Source organism: Bradyrhizobium sp. Ses1 (assembly GCF_059512365.1).
Map to the genome: position 1 here is coordinate 91,105 of NZ_JCAMOQ010000013.1, position 15,863 is coordinate 106,967.

Below are 15,863 nucleotides of genomic sequence, written 5' to 3' on the forward strand. Positions count from 1 at the left end.
ACGTTCCCGTCGCGCGGAGCCAGGTCATTTGATTCATCGGCTGACTTTGTGGATGGGCACCGTTCGTCGGTGCCGGATAAAGCCCAATTGAAACTTCAAATCGCGAGCAGACTATCACCCTGTATCGTCAGCAGCGTCAAGTTGCCGGTCGCATATGCGCCCGTATCGATGTTGATGCGGTTCGGCCGAACGTCCGGCGCGCTGACGGGCGTATGTCCGTGAACGATATATTTGCCGAAACGCTCCTCGGAATTGAGAAACTCCTCCCTGATCCAGAGCAGATCCTGGTCCTGCTGCTTGTCGAGCGCAACGCCGGGGCGAACGCCGGCGTGCACGAAGAAGAAGTCCCCGCAGGTGAACGACGTCGGCAACTGCTCGATGAACGCAAGGTGCTCGGGCGGCAAGGCACGCTTCAATCCTTCGATGAGTTCGACCTGCTGTTCCGCCGTCGGGTTCATGGTCGGCGTCACGCCATAGGACATCAGCGTCACGAGGCCGCCGTAATGGCGCCACTCCTGGAGCTTGGCCGGGTCCTTCAGGACGTCGAGCAGGAAGACCTCGTGGTTCCCCTTGAGGCAAACCGTTTCGTGACTTTGGCTGCGCTGGATCAGGATATCGAGCACGGCCCGCGATTGCGGCCCGCGATCGACGTAATCGCCAAGGAAGACCTGGATGGCGCGCTCCGGCGCCGAACGGTCGAGATCAACGTCAATTACGGTTAAGAGCGATTGAAGAAGATCGGCGCGTCCGTGGACATCTCCGATCGCATAGACGCGGACGCCATCGGGAAGCCGGGGCTTGATGTTCTTGCGAAAGCGTCGGGTCAGACCCATCCTTAAGCCAACTCGCCTGCCTCCGGAGCTGAAGCTCCAGATTCTTGTTTTGACGCGTTTTCTTCATCGCGAACCGACGTCCGTTTCGCTCGAAAACGCTAGAGCCGATCAACCCTGCCACGGCTCTTAGCAGAGCCCATTTCGGACCGATATCGTTAATTGTTTCAGAAAGAGTTGCTTCGGTTTTGACTAAAGGGCTGCGCAGCGAATGAGCTGTATCTCAAGAGGTCTTTTGTAGCTTCCCCGCAACGAGAACGGGGGGCGCAAAATGCGCGGAGTTGCAAAGATATTGGCGGTTGCCGCCGCCATCTTCACGATCGGGCTGCAGCACGGGGCGAAGGCCGGCTTTGTCGGCACGCCAATGGCGCTGCGGGGGGCTATCCAATACATCAAGTTCGATGCGCCGACATTGCCGCCGATGGCGTTCACGATGTTTTGCCTCAAATATGCCGGAGAGTGCAAACCGCGCCGCATGGTGTTCCGAGGCGGGCGGCTGAAGCTCACCGCCGAGCGTTGGGCCGATCTCAAGGAGGTCAACCATTCGGTGAACACCGGGATTCGGCCACAGGCCAATCTGGAGGGGCTGGCCGGCGAGAAATGGCTGCTGCATCCCGCAAGCGGGGACTGCAACGACTATGCGGTGACCAAGCGCCACGAGCTGATCGCAAGGGGGTGGCCGGCCCGTGCCGTTCTGCTCAGCGAGGTGGTGACGACCTGGGGCGAGCATCACCTGGTCGTCGTCGTGCGCACGTTCAGCGGCGACCTGGTCCTCGACAATCTGACCCAGAACATCTCGCCCTGGTCGCGCAAGCCCTACCGCTGGGTGCGGATCCAGATGCCCAAGAACCCCAACTATTGGGCATCCCTGGGCGATCGCAACGCCTGAACTCAGCTCACCGTGCGGCCTGGCTGACGCTTTGCGAAAGGCCAAGCCCCACGATCGCTGCAAGACAGACGATGGCCCCGGTGCGTAGCAGGCCGGGACCGGCAAATCCCTGCACAACGGCGAAGCAAAGGCTGGCGGCCGCCGCCGCCGAAAAGAAGGAGTCGCGGCCACGCCGCAGCGCCCCTGAGATAAGGCGCGTCAGCAGGGAAAGCACGATCGCGATTGCGAGTGCCAAGCCGATCCAGCCCGTTTCCACGAATAGTGCGATGGCTGCGGAGGGGACCGCAAGCGGTGCCGTTGCATCGCCGGATTGATAGATCCGGCCGATGGACTGGAAGGCTCCGGCGCCGGCACCGAACCAGCGCGTATCGGCAAGCAGGCGGTCGAGGACCGCGCGCGCTTGTTCTGGTTGGATCGGCAGAAGCCGCAGCAACGGCGATCCAGAGCCTTTTTCGAAGATCCAGGTCAGAACGAGGGCCGCGCCAATGGCTGCGACCACGCAAATCGCGCTGGCAGCCAGGGCCGACAGGTCCAGCCTGCGAATGACCAGGATGAGCAGAAACAGCGCGACGCCGAGCGCGCAGGCAACCGCGCTGTTGGTGTCGGAATATCCCAGGATGACGGCGCCGTTGATCAGCAGGCCCGCGAGCCCCAGCATGCCGATAGCAACGGAACGGATGATTGCGTGACGCGTTTCGGCGCGCTCCGCGGCCAATTGCATGACGGCGAGATTGAGCGCCACGCCAAGGCCGCTCAAGCTGGTCGCGAAATCCCAGCCATCCGGACCGATGCTCGCTCCCTGCAGCCGATGATCGACGATTTTCAGCTCGGCCACGAGAGCTGTCAGGGTGCTCAACACGAGCAGGACGAGCTCGGCCCGCCGCCGATCCCTGCTAAGGACGATCGTCACCCCGATCAGCGCGACGCAAGCGAGCGCCAGAAGGAATGCGCCGAGCGTTCCGCTGAAGTCGGCCGTGACGTATCCGAAGGGGATTCCCTGCAGGGCATCATACGTAGTGGTCCAGATCGGATGAGCGAGTGACAACCCGATTGGCATCAATTGCGCGCCAATGCAGAGCGGAATGGCGATCAACACCCAGCGCAGGTTCGCCGTCGCGCGCAGCAAATGCTCCCGATCCGCCTTGCTCACGCTCATCGATGCCGCCAGCAGGCACACGCCTACAGCGGCCATTCCGAGCTCGGTGACGAAGCCGGAGTTGGAAGTTTCAAGAACGGTGGTGAAAACGAGCGCGAAGAGGAGGGCGAAAAAAGCGACGGACAATCGGACTGCTCGGAAAATGCCTGAACCGAGTCGCCACCATATCTCCCGTCGGCTTCATTTCAAAGAAGCGGTCGTGACAATTGGATCCGCAAGCGCGGCGGGGGATCAGCGGGCGGTCTTGAGCGGACGAGCCACAGCGCGCGTCGCCCGCGCCGCCGCGAGGGCGAAGCGCGTGAATGATCCGAACAGATAGCCACCGTGGAGGGCGAGTGAGCCGATCGCAAAGCCTGTGAGGCTTTCGACCAGCGTCAAGGACAGGATCGGAGCGAGCAGGAGTGCGATTGCGCCGGTCGCAAGCGTCAGCGGCAGAAGCACGAACACCTTGAAGCGCAAGCCGAAGACGGCGCCAAAGAGAAAGCTGAAGATTGCAACCTGAGCCATACGCACACACTCCTGTTTCAGCGCCTATTGTTTTTGGGGTCGTCCTGCATCTATCCCAAGCACGCAGCGCAGCCGATCAGAGAGGACCAACTGCTGGCGGGCCCGCTTGAGCCTACCAATGAGTGGTACGCGATCGCCAAGATCGCCGGCCTCAAGATGTGCCAAGCCTATCGCCGTCAATACGGCGATGATTTCATCTCGGCCATGCCGACCAATCTCTATGGCAAGGGCGACAATTATCATCCGGATCACAGCCACGTTCCGGCGGCGCTGATCCGCCGCTTTCATGAAGCCAAGCTCGCGGGAGCGCCGACGGTTACCGTGTGGGGCACCGGCACGCCGCTCCGCGAATTCCTCAACGTCGATGATCTGGCGGATGCCTGCGCCTTCCTTCTGAAGCGATATTCGCAGGACATGCCGATCAATGTCGGCAGCGGGGACGAACTCTCGATCGCCGATTTCGCGGCTCTGGTCGCCGAGGTCGTCGGCTATCAGGGCAAATTCGTCTTCGACGTCAGCAAGCCCAACGGCACCCCGCGCAAGCTGCTTGATAGCTCGCGTATCCGCGAACTCGGTTGGCGCCCGCAGATTTCGATGCGTGCCGGCCTGGCCGCGGCCTACGCCGATTTTCTCCGCGGATACGGCCGCAATCTCGCGCTTAGTCCCAGTGCTTCAAACTGAACGGGAGTGCAGTATCTCGTCTAAAAACTAAGAAACTTAACATCTTTGATTTTGGTCTGCATTTAATGCGCATACTTCTGGTGGGCATCAACTACGCGCCCGATCTTGTCGGTGTCGCGAAATACAACACTGAGCTCTGCGAAAGTCTCGTGGCCGAAGGCCACGACGTCCGAGTGATCACCGCACCGCCTTATTATCCAGCGTGGCGAATTCCTCGGGGCTTCAGATCCTGGTATTTCCGGTCGAGAAAGCTGAATGGCGTGCAGGTGATCCGTACGCCAATCTACGTGCCTGCTCGTCCGTCGGGGGCCAAGCGGCTCGTTCACCATGCGTCTTTTGCATTGGCGAGTGCGATCCCTCTGGTGCGGACGGCGCTCTCGTGGCGACCCGACATCATGCTTTCGGTGGCGCCGTCGCTGACATCAGCGGCCCTCGTCGCCGCCGCCGCGCGCCTGACCGGGGCGAAATCCTGGCTTCATGTGCAGGACTTTGAGGTGGACGCGGCCTTTGATCTCGGTCTTTTGCAGAACCAAAGGCTCCGTCGGCTGATGCTGCGCGCGGAAGCGAGAATCCTGAAATCCTTCGACCGCGTCTCCACAATCTCACCGCAGATGTTGCGACGTCTCAAAGAGAAGGGAATTCCGCAGGAGAAGGTGAGGGAGGTCCGAAACTGGATCGACACCGGCGCAATCACTCCGGGCCCCGCAACGGTCAATTTCCGGACTGAGCTCGAGATTGGAGAAGACGACGTCGTCGCCCTCTACTCGGGAACGATGTCGAATAAGCAGGGACTCGACCTCGTCGTGGAGGCGGCTTCTGTTCTCGAACAAAGTCACCCCAACGTTCATTTCATTCTCGCCGGAGAGGGGCCTCACAAGCCGAGACTCCTGGAGATGTCACAGGGGCGCGGCAACATCCATTTTCTCGGCGTGCAGCCCAACGATCGTTTTGCCGCGTTGATGGCGAGCGCCGATATTCACCTGATTCCGCAGCGGGCAGAGGCGGCAGATCTGGTGCTGCCTTCCAAGCTCGGAGCCATCTTCTCCTCCGGGCGCCCGGTCGTCGCCATGGCGGGATCGGGTACCGGGCTGGCCGATGAAGTGGAAGGCGCCGGTTTGGTCGTCCCGCCGGGTGATGCGAATGCGCTGGCGGAGGCTGTCCGAACGCTCGGCGAAGATGAGCCGCTTCGAAATGTCCTGGGCAAGCAGGGCAGGACGCGCGCGCTTGAACGTTGGAACAGGGAGAGCATCATCTATCAGTGGCTGAGGGAGATGCTCTCCATCGATGATGATGGCGCCAGGCCGCACAGCAGCGGTGGGACGCAGCTCCAGCCGGAAGCGCTGTTGCTTCCCGTCAAGGAGCAGGTGCGTCTGACGGGCAAATAAGCTGGTCAAGCGCTCGAGCGGTTGGATGACCAATGCGCTCGAGCAATCGCCGCAAGCGGATCCCGCTCTGCGGCTATTCGTGCCGCGCGTAGTAGCGGAAGCCGTGCTGCTTGATCAGTTCGTCCCGCTTGGCGGATTCAAGATCTTCCTGCATCATTTCCTTGACCAGCGCCTCGAACGAGGTCTTCGGCTCCCAGCCGAGCTTGTGCTTTGCCTTGGAGGGATCGCCGAGCAGGGTCGCGACTTCCGACGGCCGGAAATAGCGGGGGTCCACCGAAACGATGCATTTGCCGGTCGCCTCGTCATAACCTTTCTCGTGAACGCCGCTGCCTTCCCATCGGACCTTGATTCCGATCTCGGCCGCGGCGTGGTTGACGAAATCCCTCACTGAATACTGCTTGCCGGTGGCGATCACGAAGTCATCCGGCTTGTCCTGCTGCAGCATCATCCACTGCATCTCAACATAGTCGCGTGCGTGACCCCAGTCGCGTAGCGCGTCCATGTTGCCGAGGTAGAGGCGGTCCTGCAGCCCGAGATGGATCCGCGCCAGCGCCCGCGTGATCTTGCGCGTCACGAATGTCTCGCCGCGGACCGGGGACTCGTGATTGAACAGGATGCCGTTGCAGGCGTACATTCCATACGCTTCACGGTAGTTGACCGTGATCCAGTACGCATAGAGCTTGGCGACGGCGTAGGGCGAGCGGGGGTAAAAGGGCGTCGTCTCCTTCTGCGGGATTTCCTGCACAAGCCCGTACAATTCGGAAGTCGAAGCCTGGTAGAAGCGTGTCTTGTTCTCCAGGCCGACAATGCGGATGGCCTCGAGCAGGCGCAGCGTGCCCAGCGCGTCGGAATTTGCGGTGTATTCGGGTTCCTCGAATGAAACGGCGACATGGCTCTGCGCTGCGAGATTGTAGATCTCGTCCGGCTGGACCTGGCCGACGATACGGACCAGACTGGAAGAGTCCGTGAGGTCGCCATAATGCAAACGGAATGGCGGATTGGCCTCGTGGGGATCGAGATAAATGTGGTCAATTCGATCGGTGTTGAAAAGCGAAGCCCGGCGCTTGATGCCGTGGACCTCGTATCCTTTTTCCAGGAGCAGTTCTGCCAGATAGGCACCGTCCTGACCGGTAACGCCGGTGATTAAAGCTCGTTTCTTCGTCATGGATAAGCCCCCGCACTGAAATTTCAGCCCGCTTCATAACGCAATAATTCTGCCAGAACAGATATTCTGGCAGAATTATTGCGCGATCGGCCAACAGGATTAATCGTGAAGGTGTGCCCCTTAGTAAAAATAGCACGCGATAAGGCGCTCTGCCTCAAAAGGCGGCGCTGCGCGCAATGAGAATCCGCAACCATGTTTGATCATGGCCTGCGCGCGGGACGGGATATCACCGTGCGCAGCGGCGTCTTCAATCGTCACGATCAGCAATATCCATTGGGGTTGTTGCTCTGCCAGCGCCAATGATCCGCGCACATCGTCTCGAGCGATCTGGCCGCTTTCCATCCTATCAGTTGGGACGCGGTTTCCGTGGCGGCGTAGTAGGCATCGATGTCACCCGCCCGACGCGGCTTGATGTCATATGGGATGGGCCGGCCACTCGCTTTTTCGAAGGCGCGAACGACTTCGAGCACGCTGCTGCCGGTACCCGTTCCGAGATTGACCGAAAAGCATTTCGGACTGTCCAACGCCTTCAGCGCAGACAGGTGTCCGAGCGCGAGGTCCATGACATGGATATAGTCGCGAACGCCTGTTCCATCAGGCGTGTCGTAGTCGGCGCCCCATATGTTCAATCGCTCGCGTCGTCCGATTGCAACCTGAGCCACGAAGGGGACCAGATTATTGGGGACGCCGCGAGGATCCTCGCCGATCAATCCACTCTCGTGTGCCCCCACTGGATTGAAATAGCGCAATATGGCGATCCTCCAGCTTGGGTCGCTGACATATTGGTCGCGGAGCATGTCCTCGATGATGAGCTTGGTCCGCCCATAGGGGTTCACGGGATTGAGGGGATGGTCTTCGGTATAGGGCAGAAATTTCGGGGTGCCGTAGACCGTGGCCGATGAGCTGAACACGATGTTCTTGACGCCCGACCGCTGCATCGCGCGCAGCAGCCGGTGAGATCCGATAACGTTCTGATCGTAATATTCGAGCGGCTGCGCAACGGAATCCTGAACGGATTTCAGACCGGCAAAATGCATGACGGCCGTGCAGTTGTATTGCGTCAGCACCTGCTCGATCGCGCGTTCGTCGCGAATGTCGCCTTCAACCGCAATCAGCGCTTTGCCGCAAATCTGCTGGACGCGCTGCAGGGCAATCGGACTGCTGTTGGAGAAATTGTCGAATACGACGACATCTTCGCCCGCAGCCAGCAAGGCCACGCAAGCATGCGAGCCGATATAGCCGGCCCCGCCGGTCACAAGGATCATCGTCATTCTCCGCTAGATTGGGTTCTCAAGGAGCGTTGGCGCAAAGAGTCTCTACAATCTAGAGCTGTTGAAAGCAAAGGTGCGATGCGAGGGGTAGACAGCGGGATAGAGGCCGGCATGTCAAGATCGATCGGAAAGAATTTCGCTCGGTCATCGAGGACGTTGCCGGGCGCCTTCCCGATGGATGGCGGCCGACTGCGGAGCGGCCGCGTAAGTCGTCACTCCACTGTCATCGCCCGCGAACGCGGACGATCCAGTATTCCAGAGGGGGTGTCTTCGATTGAGTCGCCGCGGAGTACTGGATGCCCGCATGCGCGAGGCATGACGACGGTGGGCATGGCGAACAGCTCAATCAGATCTTCTGATTGTACTCGCCGACCTCGGGATGCGTGCGCAGCACGCTATCCACGGTCTCGAACATGTCGCGCATGCGCTGCTCGCTGACCGGGCTTTCGACCACCACCACGAGCTCCGGCTTGTTGGAGGAGGCGCGCACCAGGCCCCAGCTGCCGTCCTCCACCGTGACGCGCACGCCGTTGACGGTGACGAGATCGCGGATCGCCTGGCCGCCGATCTTGGCGCCCTGCTGTTGCAGGCCTTCAAAGTGCTTCACCACGGCGTCGACCACGCCGTATTTGGCCTCATCGGCGCAATGCGGCGACATCGTCGGCGACGACCAGGTCTTGGGCAGCGCGTCCTTCAGGTCGGCCATCGACTTGCCGGGCGCGCGGTCGAGCATCTCGCAGATCGCGATCGCCGAGACCAGGCCGTCGTCATAGCCGCGGCCGAACGGTGTGTTGAAGAAGAAGTGGCCGGACTTCTCGAAGCCGGCGAGCGCGCCGAGCTCGTTGGTGCGGCGCTTCATGTAGGAGTGGCCGGTCTTCCAATACGCGGTCTTGGCGCCTTGCTGCTGCAGCACCGGATCGGTGATGAACAGCCCGGTCGACTTCACGTCGACCACGAACTGCGCGTCCTTGTGGATCGCCGACATGTCGCGCGCCAGCATCACGCCGACCTTGTCGGCGAAGATCTCCTCGCCGGTGTTGTCGACCACGCCGCAGCGGTCGCCGTCGCCGTCGAAGCCGAGGCCGACATCGGCCTTGTGCTGCAAGACCGCGTCGCGGATCGCGTGCAGCATCTCCATGTCTTCCGGGTTCGGATTGTATTTCGGGAAGGTGTGGTCGAGCTCGGTGTCGAGCGGGATCACCTCGCAGCCGATCGCCTCCAAGACCTGCGGCGCGAACGCGCCGGCGGTGCCATTGCCGCAGGCCGCCACCACCTTGAGCTTGCGCTTAAGCTTCGGCCGGCTGGTGAGGTCGGCGATGTAGCGCGCCGGGAAATTCTCGTGGAACTGGTAGCCGCCGCCGGCCTTGCTGGTGAAGCTGGCGCCGAGCACGATCTCCTTCAGCCGCGTCATCTCGTCGGGCCCGAAGGTCAGCGGGCGGTTCGCGCCCATCTTGACCCCGGTCCAGCCATTGTCGTTGTGCGAGGCGGTGACCATCGCGACGCAGGGCACGTCGAGGTCGAACTGCGCGAAATAGGCCATCGGCGTCACCGCGAGCCCGATGTCGTGCACCTTGCAGCCCGCGGCCATCAGGCCGGAGATCAACGCGTATTTGATCGCGGCGGAATAGCCGCGGAAATCGTGCCCGGTGACGATCTCCGGCTTGACCCCGAGTTCCGCGATCAGCGCGCCGAGCCCCATGCCCAGCGCCTGCACGCCCATCAGATTGATTTCCTTGCCGAACAGCCAGCGCGCGTCATATTCGCGAAACCCGGTCGGCTTCACCATCGGCTCGGATTCGAAGGCGTAGGTGTTCGGGAGGAGTACCGGTTTTGGTCTTGGAAACATGCAGTCGTCTTTCTAAGAGACAGTCGGTTGTTCGGGAGATCAAATCGAGACAGGATCATCGCGATAGCACGACGCGCTGAGCGCGACCCACGCGGTCCTTCATCGCGGAAATAGAAACGCCTCAGCTAGATCGCCGCGCCCGTCGTGCCGATGCCCAAGCCGACATCGAACAAGTCGCGCCGGTCTGACAGCGCCAAGCTGCGCAATTCGCCGAGCGTGCCGCGCGCGGCCGAGCAATGGCTGCATTTGACGATCGCGGAGGGCGGGGCGAGTTCACCATCGTCGATCACCACGCCGATGCTGTCGCATTCAATGCATACGAGCTGAAAACTCATTTCGAAATTCAATCCACCCGGACGCTACAAATTGTCGACGAAGCAAGCCTCATGCCAGCAATGCATCGCCGTGCGGCTGAGGTTATTCGGATGATCGTGGCATTTCAATGTGACGTCTGTTTTAACCCTAAGCGGTCAGCGCAAACGCTCTGCGTTTGTCGCTAAGGCTGCAGCGCCGACGGCGGTTCCTGCGCACCCTCGGGGCGTATTGCCTTGAAGCGGTTGAGTGGGCCGCGCAGTAGCAATTCCGCGAAATGGCCGATGGCAATCCCGGAGAGCCCGCCGCCAGCCTTGACCAGCGCGTCGAGCAGACGGCCGTGCCGATCCGGCGTCAGCAGTTGCAGGGCCTCCAGCGCGAACGCGGTGCCGATGACGACGGCGATGATCAAGAGCAGCCGGTTGGGATAGGCCCGCACGAATGCAAATCCCATCAGCGCGAACGCTGTGAAATGCTCGAACTGGGGACCTGCGACGACAGGGCGGTCTTGAAGCGGGGAAAGCGTCGCGAAGGCGATGAAGGCGAGCACCAGCCAGGCGGCGCCCAGGGACAGTCGTTGATTCATAGGTTGTTGCTAAGCAAAAACGGGGCCGAGCTCAACCCACGCACGATCGTCGCCGCACGCATGGCAGCGCTATCAGTCGATATCGTTAACCCGGCGGCTGTTCAGCCGGTCCAAATCTGCTATCAAGCCGCGGAAATGAACAAAAAGTAACATGACACCGTTCATCTTGTTCATAGCCCGTTCACGCCGGTGGGTCTCATCTTAGCTAAGCTGCGACTCGCCATCGGAGGCCAAATTGCGCCTACTCGTCGTTGAGGATGATCCGGATCTCAATCGTCAGCTTACGACCGCGCTGACGGATGCCGGTTATGTGGTCGATCGTGCTTTCGATGGCGAGGAGGGGCATTATCTCGGCGACAGCGAGCCCTACGACGCCGTCGTCCTCGACATCGGCCTGCCGAAGATGGACGGCATCTCGGTGCTGGAAGCCTGGCGACGCAACGGCCGCGTCATGCCGGTCCTGATCCTGACCGCGCGCGACCGCTGGAGCGACAAGGTGCAAGGCTTCGACGCCGGCGCCGACGACTACGTCGCAAAGCCCTTTCATATGGAAGAGATCTTGGCGCGGATCCGGGCGCTGCTGCGCCGCTCCACTGGCCACGCCCAGTCCGAATTGACCTGCGGCCCGGTGACACTGGATACCCGCACCGGCCGCGTCAGCGTCTCCGGCAACCCGGTGAAGATGACCTCGCATGAATACCGGCTGCTGGCCTATCTGATGCACCACACCGGGCGCGTGGTATCGCGCACCGAGCTGGTCGAGCATCTCTACGACCAGGACTTCGACCGCGACTCCAATACCATCGAAGTGTTCGTCGGACGCATCCGCAAGAAACTCGACGTCGACATCATCCAGACCGTCCGCGGCCTCGGCTATCTGCTGACGCCGCCGCCGAACGGCGCGTAACCGCCCCGGCGCCGCTGGTCGCCGGGCTTACTTTTTGATCGCAGCATGATCTTATCCGAAAACCGGTGCCCACCTCGCATCAAATGCGGGGCCAGCCTTTTCGGGATCCTGCTCTGATGCGTGGAAGCTCGCTCGCCACCCGCCTGTTCCTGTCGGCGACCGCATGGCTGGTGGTAATCCTGGCGATCACCGGCTTCATCCTGTCCTCGGTGTATCGTGATGCGACGGAGCGTGCCTTCGACCGTCGCCTCAACCTTTATCTCCGCACCCTGATCGCCGAGGTCGCCACGCCTGATGAGCCGGCGGACCACCAGTTCCAGCTCGGCGAGCCGCTGTTCGAACTGCCGCTGTCCGGCTGGTACTGGCAGATCCTGCGCACCGACGTGGAAAAGGGCGAGACGCGCGCCTCGCGGTCGCTGTGGGACAAGAAGTTGCCGAAACTGGAGGATCAGGGCTTCGAGCTGACCGCCGCCGGCATTCGCATCGGCTATGTCGATGGCCCCGAGGGACAGACGCTGCGCATGGTCGAGCGTCCGGTCGATCTTGGCAGCGACGGCAGGTTCCTGGTCGGCGTCGCCGGCGACGCCAGCGAGATATTCGACGAGACGCGCAGCTTCGACTACTACCTCGGCGGCACCTTCACCTCGCTTGGCATCGTGCTGTTGCTGACCACGATCTTCCAGGTCCGTTTCGGCCTGGCGCCGCTCAAGCGCATTTCGGAGGCGATCGCCGATATCCGCTCCGGCCGCGCCGAACGGCTTGAAGGCAAGTTTCCGGTGGAGATCGCGCCGCTCGCGCGCGAGACCAACGCGCTGATCGATGCCAACCGCGAGATCGTCGAGCGCGCGCGCACCCATGTCGGCAATCTCGCCCACGCGGTCAAGACGCCCTTGTCGGTGATCGTCAACGAGGCCGCGACGCATGCCCCCGATCCCTTTGCCGCCAAGGTGCTGGAGCAGGCCGAAGTGATGCGCGACCAGGTCACGCATCACCTGGAGCGCGCCCGCATCGCCGCGCGCGTCACCATCGTCGCCACCGTCACCGAAGTGGCACCGGTGCTCGAGGCACTGCGGCGAACCATGGAAAAGATCCACCGCGACCGCGACATCACCATCGAGCTGAAGGCCGACCCATCGGCGAAATTCCGCGGCGAGCGCCAGGACCTCGAGGAGATGGCCGGCAACCTCGTCGACAATGCCTGCAAATGGGCGGCCTCGCAGGTCTTCATCGAGGTCCTGGTCGAGCCGCCGGCGGAGCCGGGTGCCGGCCCGCGGCTGCATATTATCGTCGACGACGACGGGCGCGGCTTGTCGGCCGCCGAGCGCGCCCAGGTGTCGCGGCGCGGCCAGCGGCTCGACGAATCCAAGCCGGGCTCGGGACTCGGGCTTTCAATCGTCACCGATCTCGCCGGCCTCTACGGCGGCAGCCTGTCACTCCGCAATGCGCCGATCGGCGGCTTGCGGGCGGAACTGGAATTGCCGGGAGTTTGACAGCCGAGAGGCACGGCGAGGGACCGTGCATCATTTCCTAAACGCCTTCTTAACGCGCGCCCTCCTATCATGCCGAGCCGATGCCTTCCTGCGTCGCCATCACGAGCATTCAATCACCCCAGGCCCATGAGCCAGACACCAACCGAGCGGCTGAGGGATTATCTCGCGCAGCTTCCGCCGCAATCGCAGGCGCTGCTGATGCGCGAGTTCGAGCGCGCAGTGGAGCGCGGCGAGGACGTCAGCGTCGCCACCCTGGTGCTCGAGCAGTTGCGCAAGATCGTGCGCCGGGCCGAGGAGGAGGAGACGCGCCCCCGGGGCGATGATCCGGCGCGCCTATTGTTCCGTCCGCTCGAGCCGTTCCTCGCCGAAGGCAATTTCCCGATCCGGCCGGGACAGGTCCGCCGCACCTCGCTGCTGCCGATATGGCAGTGGCTCGGCCGCGAGGGCGCCCCTGATGCGACCCGCGAATTCGAGACCGCGCTTGTGAAGGCGCACGACAGCGGTGCAACTTCGGCCGCCGAGGCCGCAGCCCGCAAATATCAGGTCGCCGCAGCGGAGGCGATCGTCAAGGTCGCGACGCCAGTGCCCGGTGATGACAAACAGCGGGCGCTGTCGCGCGTCGGCCCGCCCAATGTGGTCGAAGACCTGGTGTCGATCGGGCTGGTGCTGCGCGCGCGCGAGGCACTGGAGACGCTCGGCAGCCGGCTTCCGAGCCAGCTCCGGATGTTCGGCGACACCCAGATCGCCTCTGTCACCGCCGCGCTCAACGTCCCCTCGCTGCAGACGCCGCAATTGCTACCCTTCGCGCTGTCGCTGGTGATGCAGCGCCTGGTCGCGCCCTGGCAGATCATCCGCCTCGCGATCAAGATGGCGGCTTCCGACGACGAGATCCGCGTCGCCGCCACGCCCTATGGCGTTGCCGTCACGATCGCCTTGCACGATCTCTCCTATCTCGCAGCCAGCCTGCGCAGCGATATCCGGCGCGGTCATCTCGACAATGTCGGGGATCAATTGAAGACGCTGCATGATGGAGTGCGCGGCCTGCGTACGGAGCTCGACCTGCGCAACGAATCCACCTGGGGCAGGCAGTTGGCCTCGATCCGGGCCGATATCTCCAATTCAATGCAATCGGAGATCGACAGCGTTCCCGGCCGGGTCCGCCGCATTCTGCGCCAGCGCCCGGACAAGGATATCTCCGCCGCCGCCATGATCGACACGACCGAAGTCGAGGAGGTCGCCGCCCTCATCGATTTCGTCGCGGTGTGCCGCACCTATGCGAGCGAGCTTGCGATCAACGAGGTGACGCTGCGGACCTATTCCGACCTGCAGCAATATGTCGAGCAGTCCACGGAGGCGCTGGTGCAGTCCTTGCGCGCCGGCGACCACAGGGTGCGGGGCTATCGGCAGCAGCAGGCCAGCGCAGCGATCCGCTTCTGCGAGGTCCTGTTCGGCCACGACTACGCTTCGCTGATGAACCGCGCCGCGGAGAACGCGATGACCGGCGAGCGCAAATCGTCCCGCGCTGGCTGATCGTCATTTTACGGTTTTCCTTCTGCGATTCGATATCGGGGTCGCGCGAAAATTCGGTTGCTCCCGCAATTTCTCCCTCCGGTTGGTTACGGAGGGCGGTTCCGATCCAGCAATTGTCAATTGCTCCGCTTCCCGCCGGTGGTGTAAAGCGGCACATCGGTACCAGCTTTCGGTGCCGTTCGCCCGGGAACTCGTTGATGACACTGTGGTTTGTGTTCGCGCTGATGACGGTCGCGGCGATCTTCGCCGTGCTTTGGCCGCTTGGTCGCGCGACGCCTGCGACATCAGGCGGCAGCGAGGCCAATGTTTACAAGGACCAGCTCGCCGAGATCGAGCGCGATCTTGCTTCGGGCTTGATCGGAGCGTCGGAAGCCGAGGCGGCGCGGGTCGAGATCGGCCGACGCTTGCTTGCCGCCGTGGACGGCGAGGCTGCGGCGGCGCCAAAAGCCAACCTGCCGCTGCGGCGGTCGGCCGCCGTGGCGGCGCTGGTCGGACTGCCGGTGATGGCGGCGGCGTTCTATCTTGCGCTGGGCTCGCCACAGCTCGGCGATTTTCCGCTCGCCGCGCGCAGCCGCATGGCAGACGTCAATCAGCCGCTCGCCAATCTGGTGGCGCAGGTGGAGGCGCATCTCGAGAAGAATCCGACCGATGGCCGCGGCTGGAACGTGCTGGCGCCGGTGCTCTCCAGGCTCGGCCGTTACGACGACGCGGTGCGCGCCTATCGCAATTCGATCACCTATAACGGCGACAGTTCGGAACGCCGCGCCGATCTTGGCGAGGCGCTGACCGGTGTGGCCGGAGGCGTCGTCACCGCGGAGGCCAAGGCCGAATTCGAGCGCGCCGTGGCGCAAAACGCCGACGATCCCAAGGCGAACTACTTCCTCGGGCTCGCCGCCGAGCAGGACGGCCGCAAGGACGACGCAGCCTCGATCTGGCGCGCGATGCTCGCCAAGGCGCCGGCGGATGCGCCGTGGCGATCGCTGGTGCAGGCCTCGCTGACGCGGGTCGGCGGCGGTGTCGTCGCGCCCGCGCTGTCAGACGAGACCATGGCCGCGGCCAAGGACATGAGCACGGACGACCGCTCCGCGATGATCCGTGGCATGGTCGACCGGCTCGCCACGCGCCTGAAGCAGGACGGTAACGATGTCGAGGGATGGCTGCGGCTGGTGCGCGCCTATATGGTGATGGGAGAGCGCGACAAGGCGGTTGCCGCGCTCACCGATGCCCGCCAGGCGGTTGCCAATGATGCCGAACGCTTGCGCCAGCTCAATGAAGGCCTGAAGAATCTCGGGCTGGATGGATGACATG

At 62.7% G+C, this 15,863-nt stretch carries 14 protein-coding genes and 1 pseudogene; 7 read left to right on the top strand and 8 right to left on the bottom strand.

All coding sequences use genetic code 11. The features are described 5' to 3' along the window. Positions 1–95: 95 nt before the first annotated feature. Complete coding sequence (locus tag AC5ZG5_RS17585) at positions 96–833, bottom strand: metallophosphoesterase family protein (RefSeq protein WP_456642943.1); 738 nt, start codon at positions 831–833, stop codon at positions 96–98. A gap of 268 nt (positions 834–1,101) precedes the next feature. Here AC5ZG5_RS17585 and AC5ZG5_RS17590 point away from each other — a divergent pair, with 268 nt between their 5' ends. Further along, positions 1,102–1,719, top strand: coding sequence for a transglutaminase-like cysteine peptidase (locus AC5ZG5_RS17590; RefSeq protein WP_028168376.1), 618 nt, complete (start codon positions 1,102–1,104; stop codon positions 1,717–1,719). A gap of 7 nt (positions 1,720–1,726) precedes the next feature. Here the strand turns inward: AC5ZG5_RS17590 and AC5ZG5_RS17595 are convergent, their stop codons facing one another. Further along, positions 1,727–2,911 (bottom strand): hypothetical protein, encoded by a 1,185-nt coding sequence (locus AC5ZG5_RS17595; protein ID WP_456642942.1) that lies wholly within the window; start codon positions 2,909–2,911, stop codon positions 1,727–1,729. Positions 2,912–3,106: 195 nt separating this feature from the next. After that, the gene (locus AC5ZG5_RS17600) at positions 3,107–3,382 is read right to left on the bottom strand and encodes a hypothetical protein (RefSeq protein ID WP_456642941.1); all 276 of its coding nucleotides are present in this window, start codon (positions 3,380–3,382) and stop codon (positions 3,107–3,109) included. 18 nt (positions 3,383–3,400) lie between these two features. Between AC5ZG5_RS17600 and AC5ZG5_RS17605 the strand changes: the two are divergent. Both AC5ZG5_RS17605 and AC5ZG5_RS17610 read left to right on the top strand, forming a co-directional pair. After that, positions 3,401–4,063, top strand: a pseudogene (locus tag AC5ZG5_RS17605) (GDP-L-fucose synthase family protein); the annotation flags it as partial. Positions 4,064–4,128: 65 nt separating this feature from the next. After that, the gene (locus AC5ZG5_RS17610) at positions 4,129–5,448 is read left to right on the top strand and encodes a WcaI family glycosyltransferase (protein ID WP_456642940.1); all 1,320 of its coding nucleotides are present in this window, start codon (positions 4,129–4,131) and stop codon (positions 5,446–5,448) included. Positions 5,449–5,521: 73 nt separating this feature from the next. Here the strand turns inward: AC5ZG5_RS17610 and gmd are convergent, their stop codons facing one another. The 5 genes from gmd to AC5ZG5_RS17635 all read right to left on the bottom strand — a co-directional run bounded on the left by gmd (position 5,522) and on the right by AC5ZG5_RS17635 (position 10,628). Further along, the gene (gene gmd / locus AC5ZG5_RS17615; protein WP_028168355.1) at positions 5,522–6,613 is read right to left on the bottom strand and encodes a GDP-mannose 4,6-dehydratase; all 1,092 of its coding nucleotides are present in this window, start codon (positions 6,611–6,613) and stop codon (positions 5,522–5,524) included. A 260-nt stretch (positions 6,614–6,873) separates the two neighbouring features. Then, a complete protein-coding gene (galE, locus tag AC5ZG5_RS17620) occupies positions 6,874–7,878 on the bottom strand; it encodes a UDP-glucose 4-epimerase GalE (RefSeq protein ID WP_456642939.1) in 1,005 nt (334 codons plus the stop codon). Positions 7,879–8,230: 352 nt separating this feature from the next. After that, complete coding sequence (locus tag AC5ZG5_RS17625; RefSeq protein WP_496165455.1) at positions 8,231–9,730, bottom strand: phosphomannomutase/phosphoglucomutase; 1,500 nt, start codon at positions 9,728–9,730, stop codon at positions 8,231–8,233. Between the two features lie 125 nt (positions 9,731–9,855). Then, a complete protein-coding gene (locus AC5ZG5_RS17630) occupies positions 9,856–10,065 on the bottom strand; it encodes a hypothetical protein (RefSeq protein ID WP_028167983.1) in 210 nt (69 codons plus the stop codon). Positions 10,066–10,226: 161 nt separating this feature from the next. Continuing rightward, positions 10,227–10,628, bottom strand: coding sequence for a VanZ family protein (locus tag AC5ZG5_RS17635; RefSeq protein WP_456645070.1), 402 nt, complete (start codon positions 10,626–10,628; stop codon positions 10,227–10,229). 235 nt (positions 10,629–10,863) lie between these two features. On the opposite strand from AC5ZG5_RS17635, the gene AC5ZG5_RS17640 reads away from it, so the two are divergent. The 4 genes from AC5ZG5_RS17640 to ccmI all read left to right on the top strand — a co-directional run bounded on the left by AC5ZG5_RS17640 (position 10,864) and on the right by ccmI (position 15,859). Beyond that, entirely contained in the window at positions 10,864–11,535 is a 672-nt protein-coding gene (locus AC5ZG5_RS17640; protein WP_456645069.1) for a response regulator transcription factor, read from the top strand. A 116-nt stretch (positions 11,536–11,651) separates the two neighbouring features. Then, positions 11,652–13,025, top strand: a complete 1,374-nt coding sequence (locus AC5ZG5_RS17645; RefSeq protein ID WP_456645068.1) for an ATP-binding protein — start codon at positions 11,652–11,654, stop codon at positions 13,023–13,025. Positions 13,026–13,151: 126 nt separating this feature from the next. Continuing rightward, positions 13,152–14,555, top strand: a complete 1,404-nt coding sequence (locus tag AC5ZG5_RS17650) for a hypothetical protein (RefSeq protein ID WP_456645067.1) — start codon at positions 13,152–13,154, stop codon at positions 14,553–14,555. Positions 14,556–14,752: 197 nt separating this feature from the next. Continuing rightward, positions 14,753–15,859 (top strand): c-type cytochrome biogenesis protein CcmI, encoded by a 1,107-nt coding sequence (gene ccmI, locus AC5ZG5_RS17655; RefSeq protein WP_456645066.1) that lies wholly within the window; start codon positions 14,753–14,755, stop codon positions 15,857–15,859. Positions 15,860–15,863: the final 4 nt, after the last annotated feature.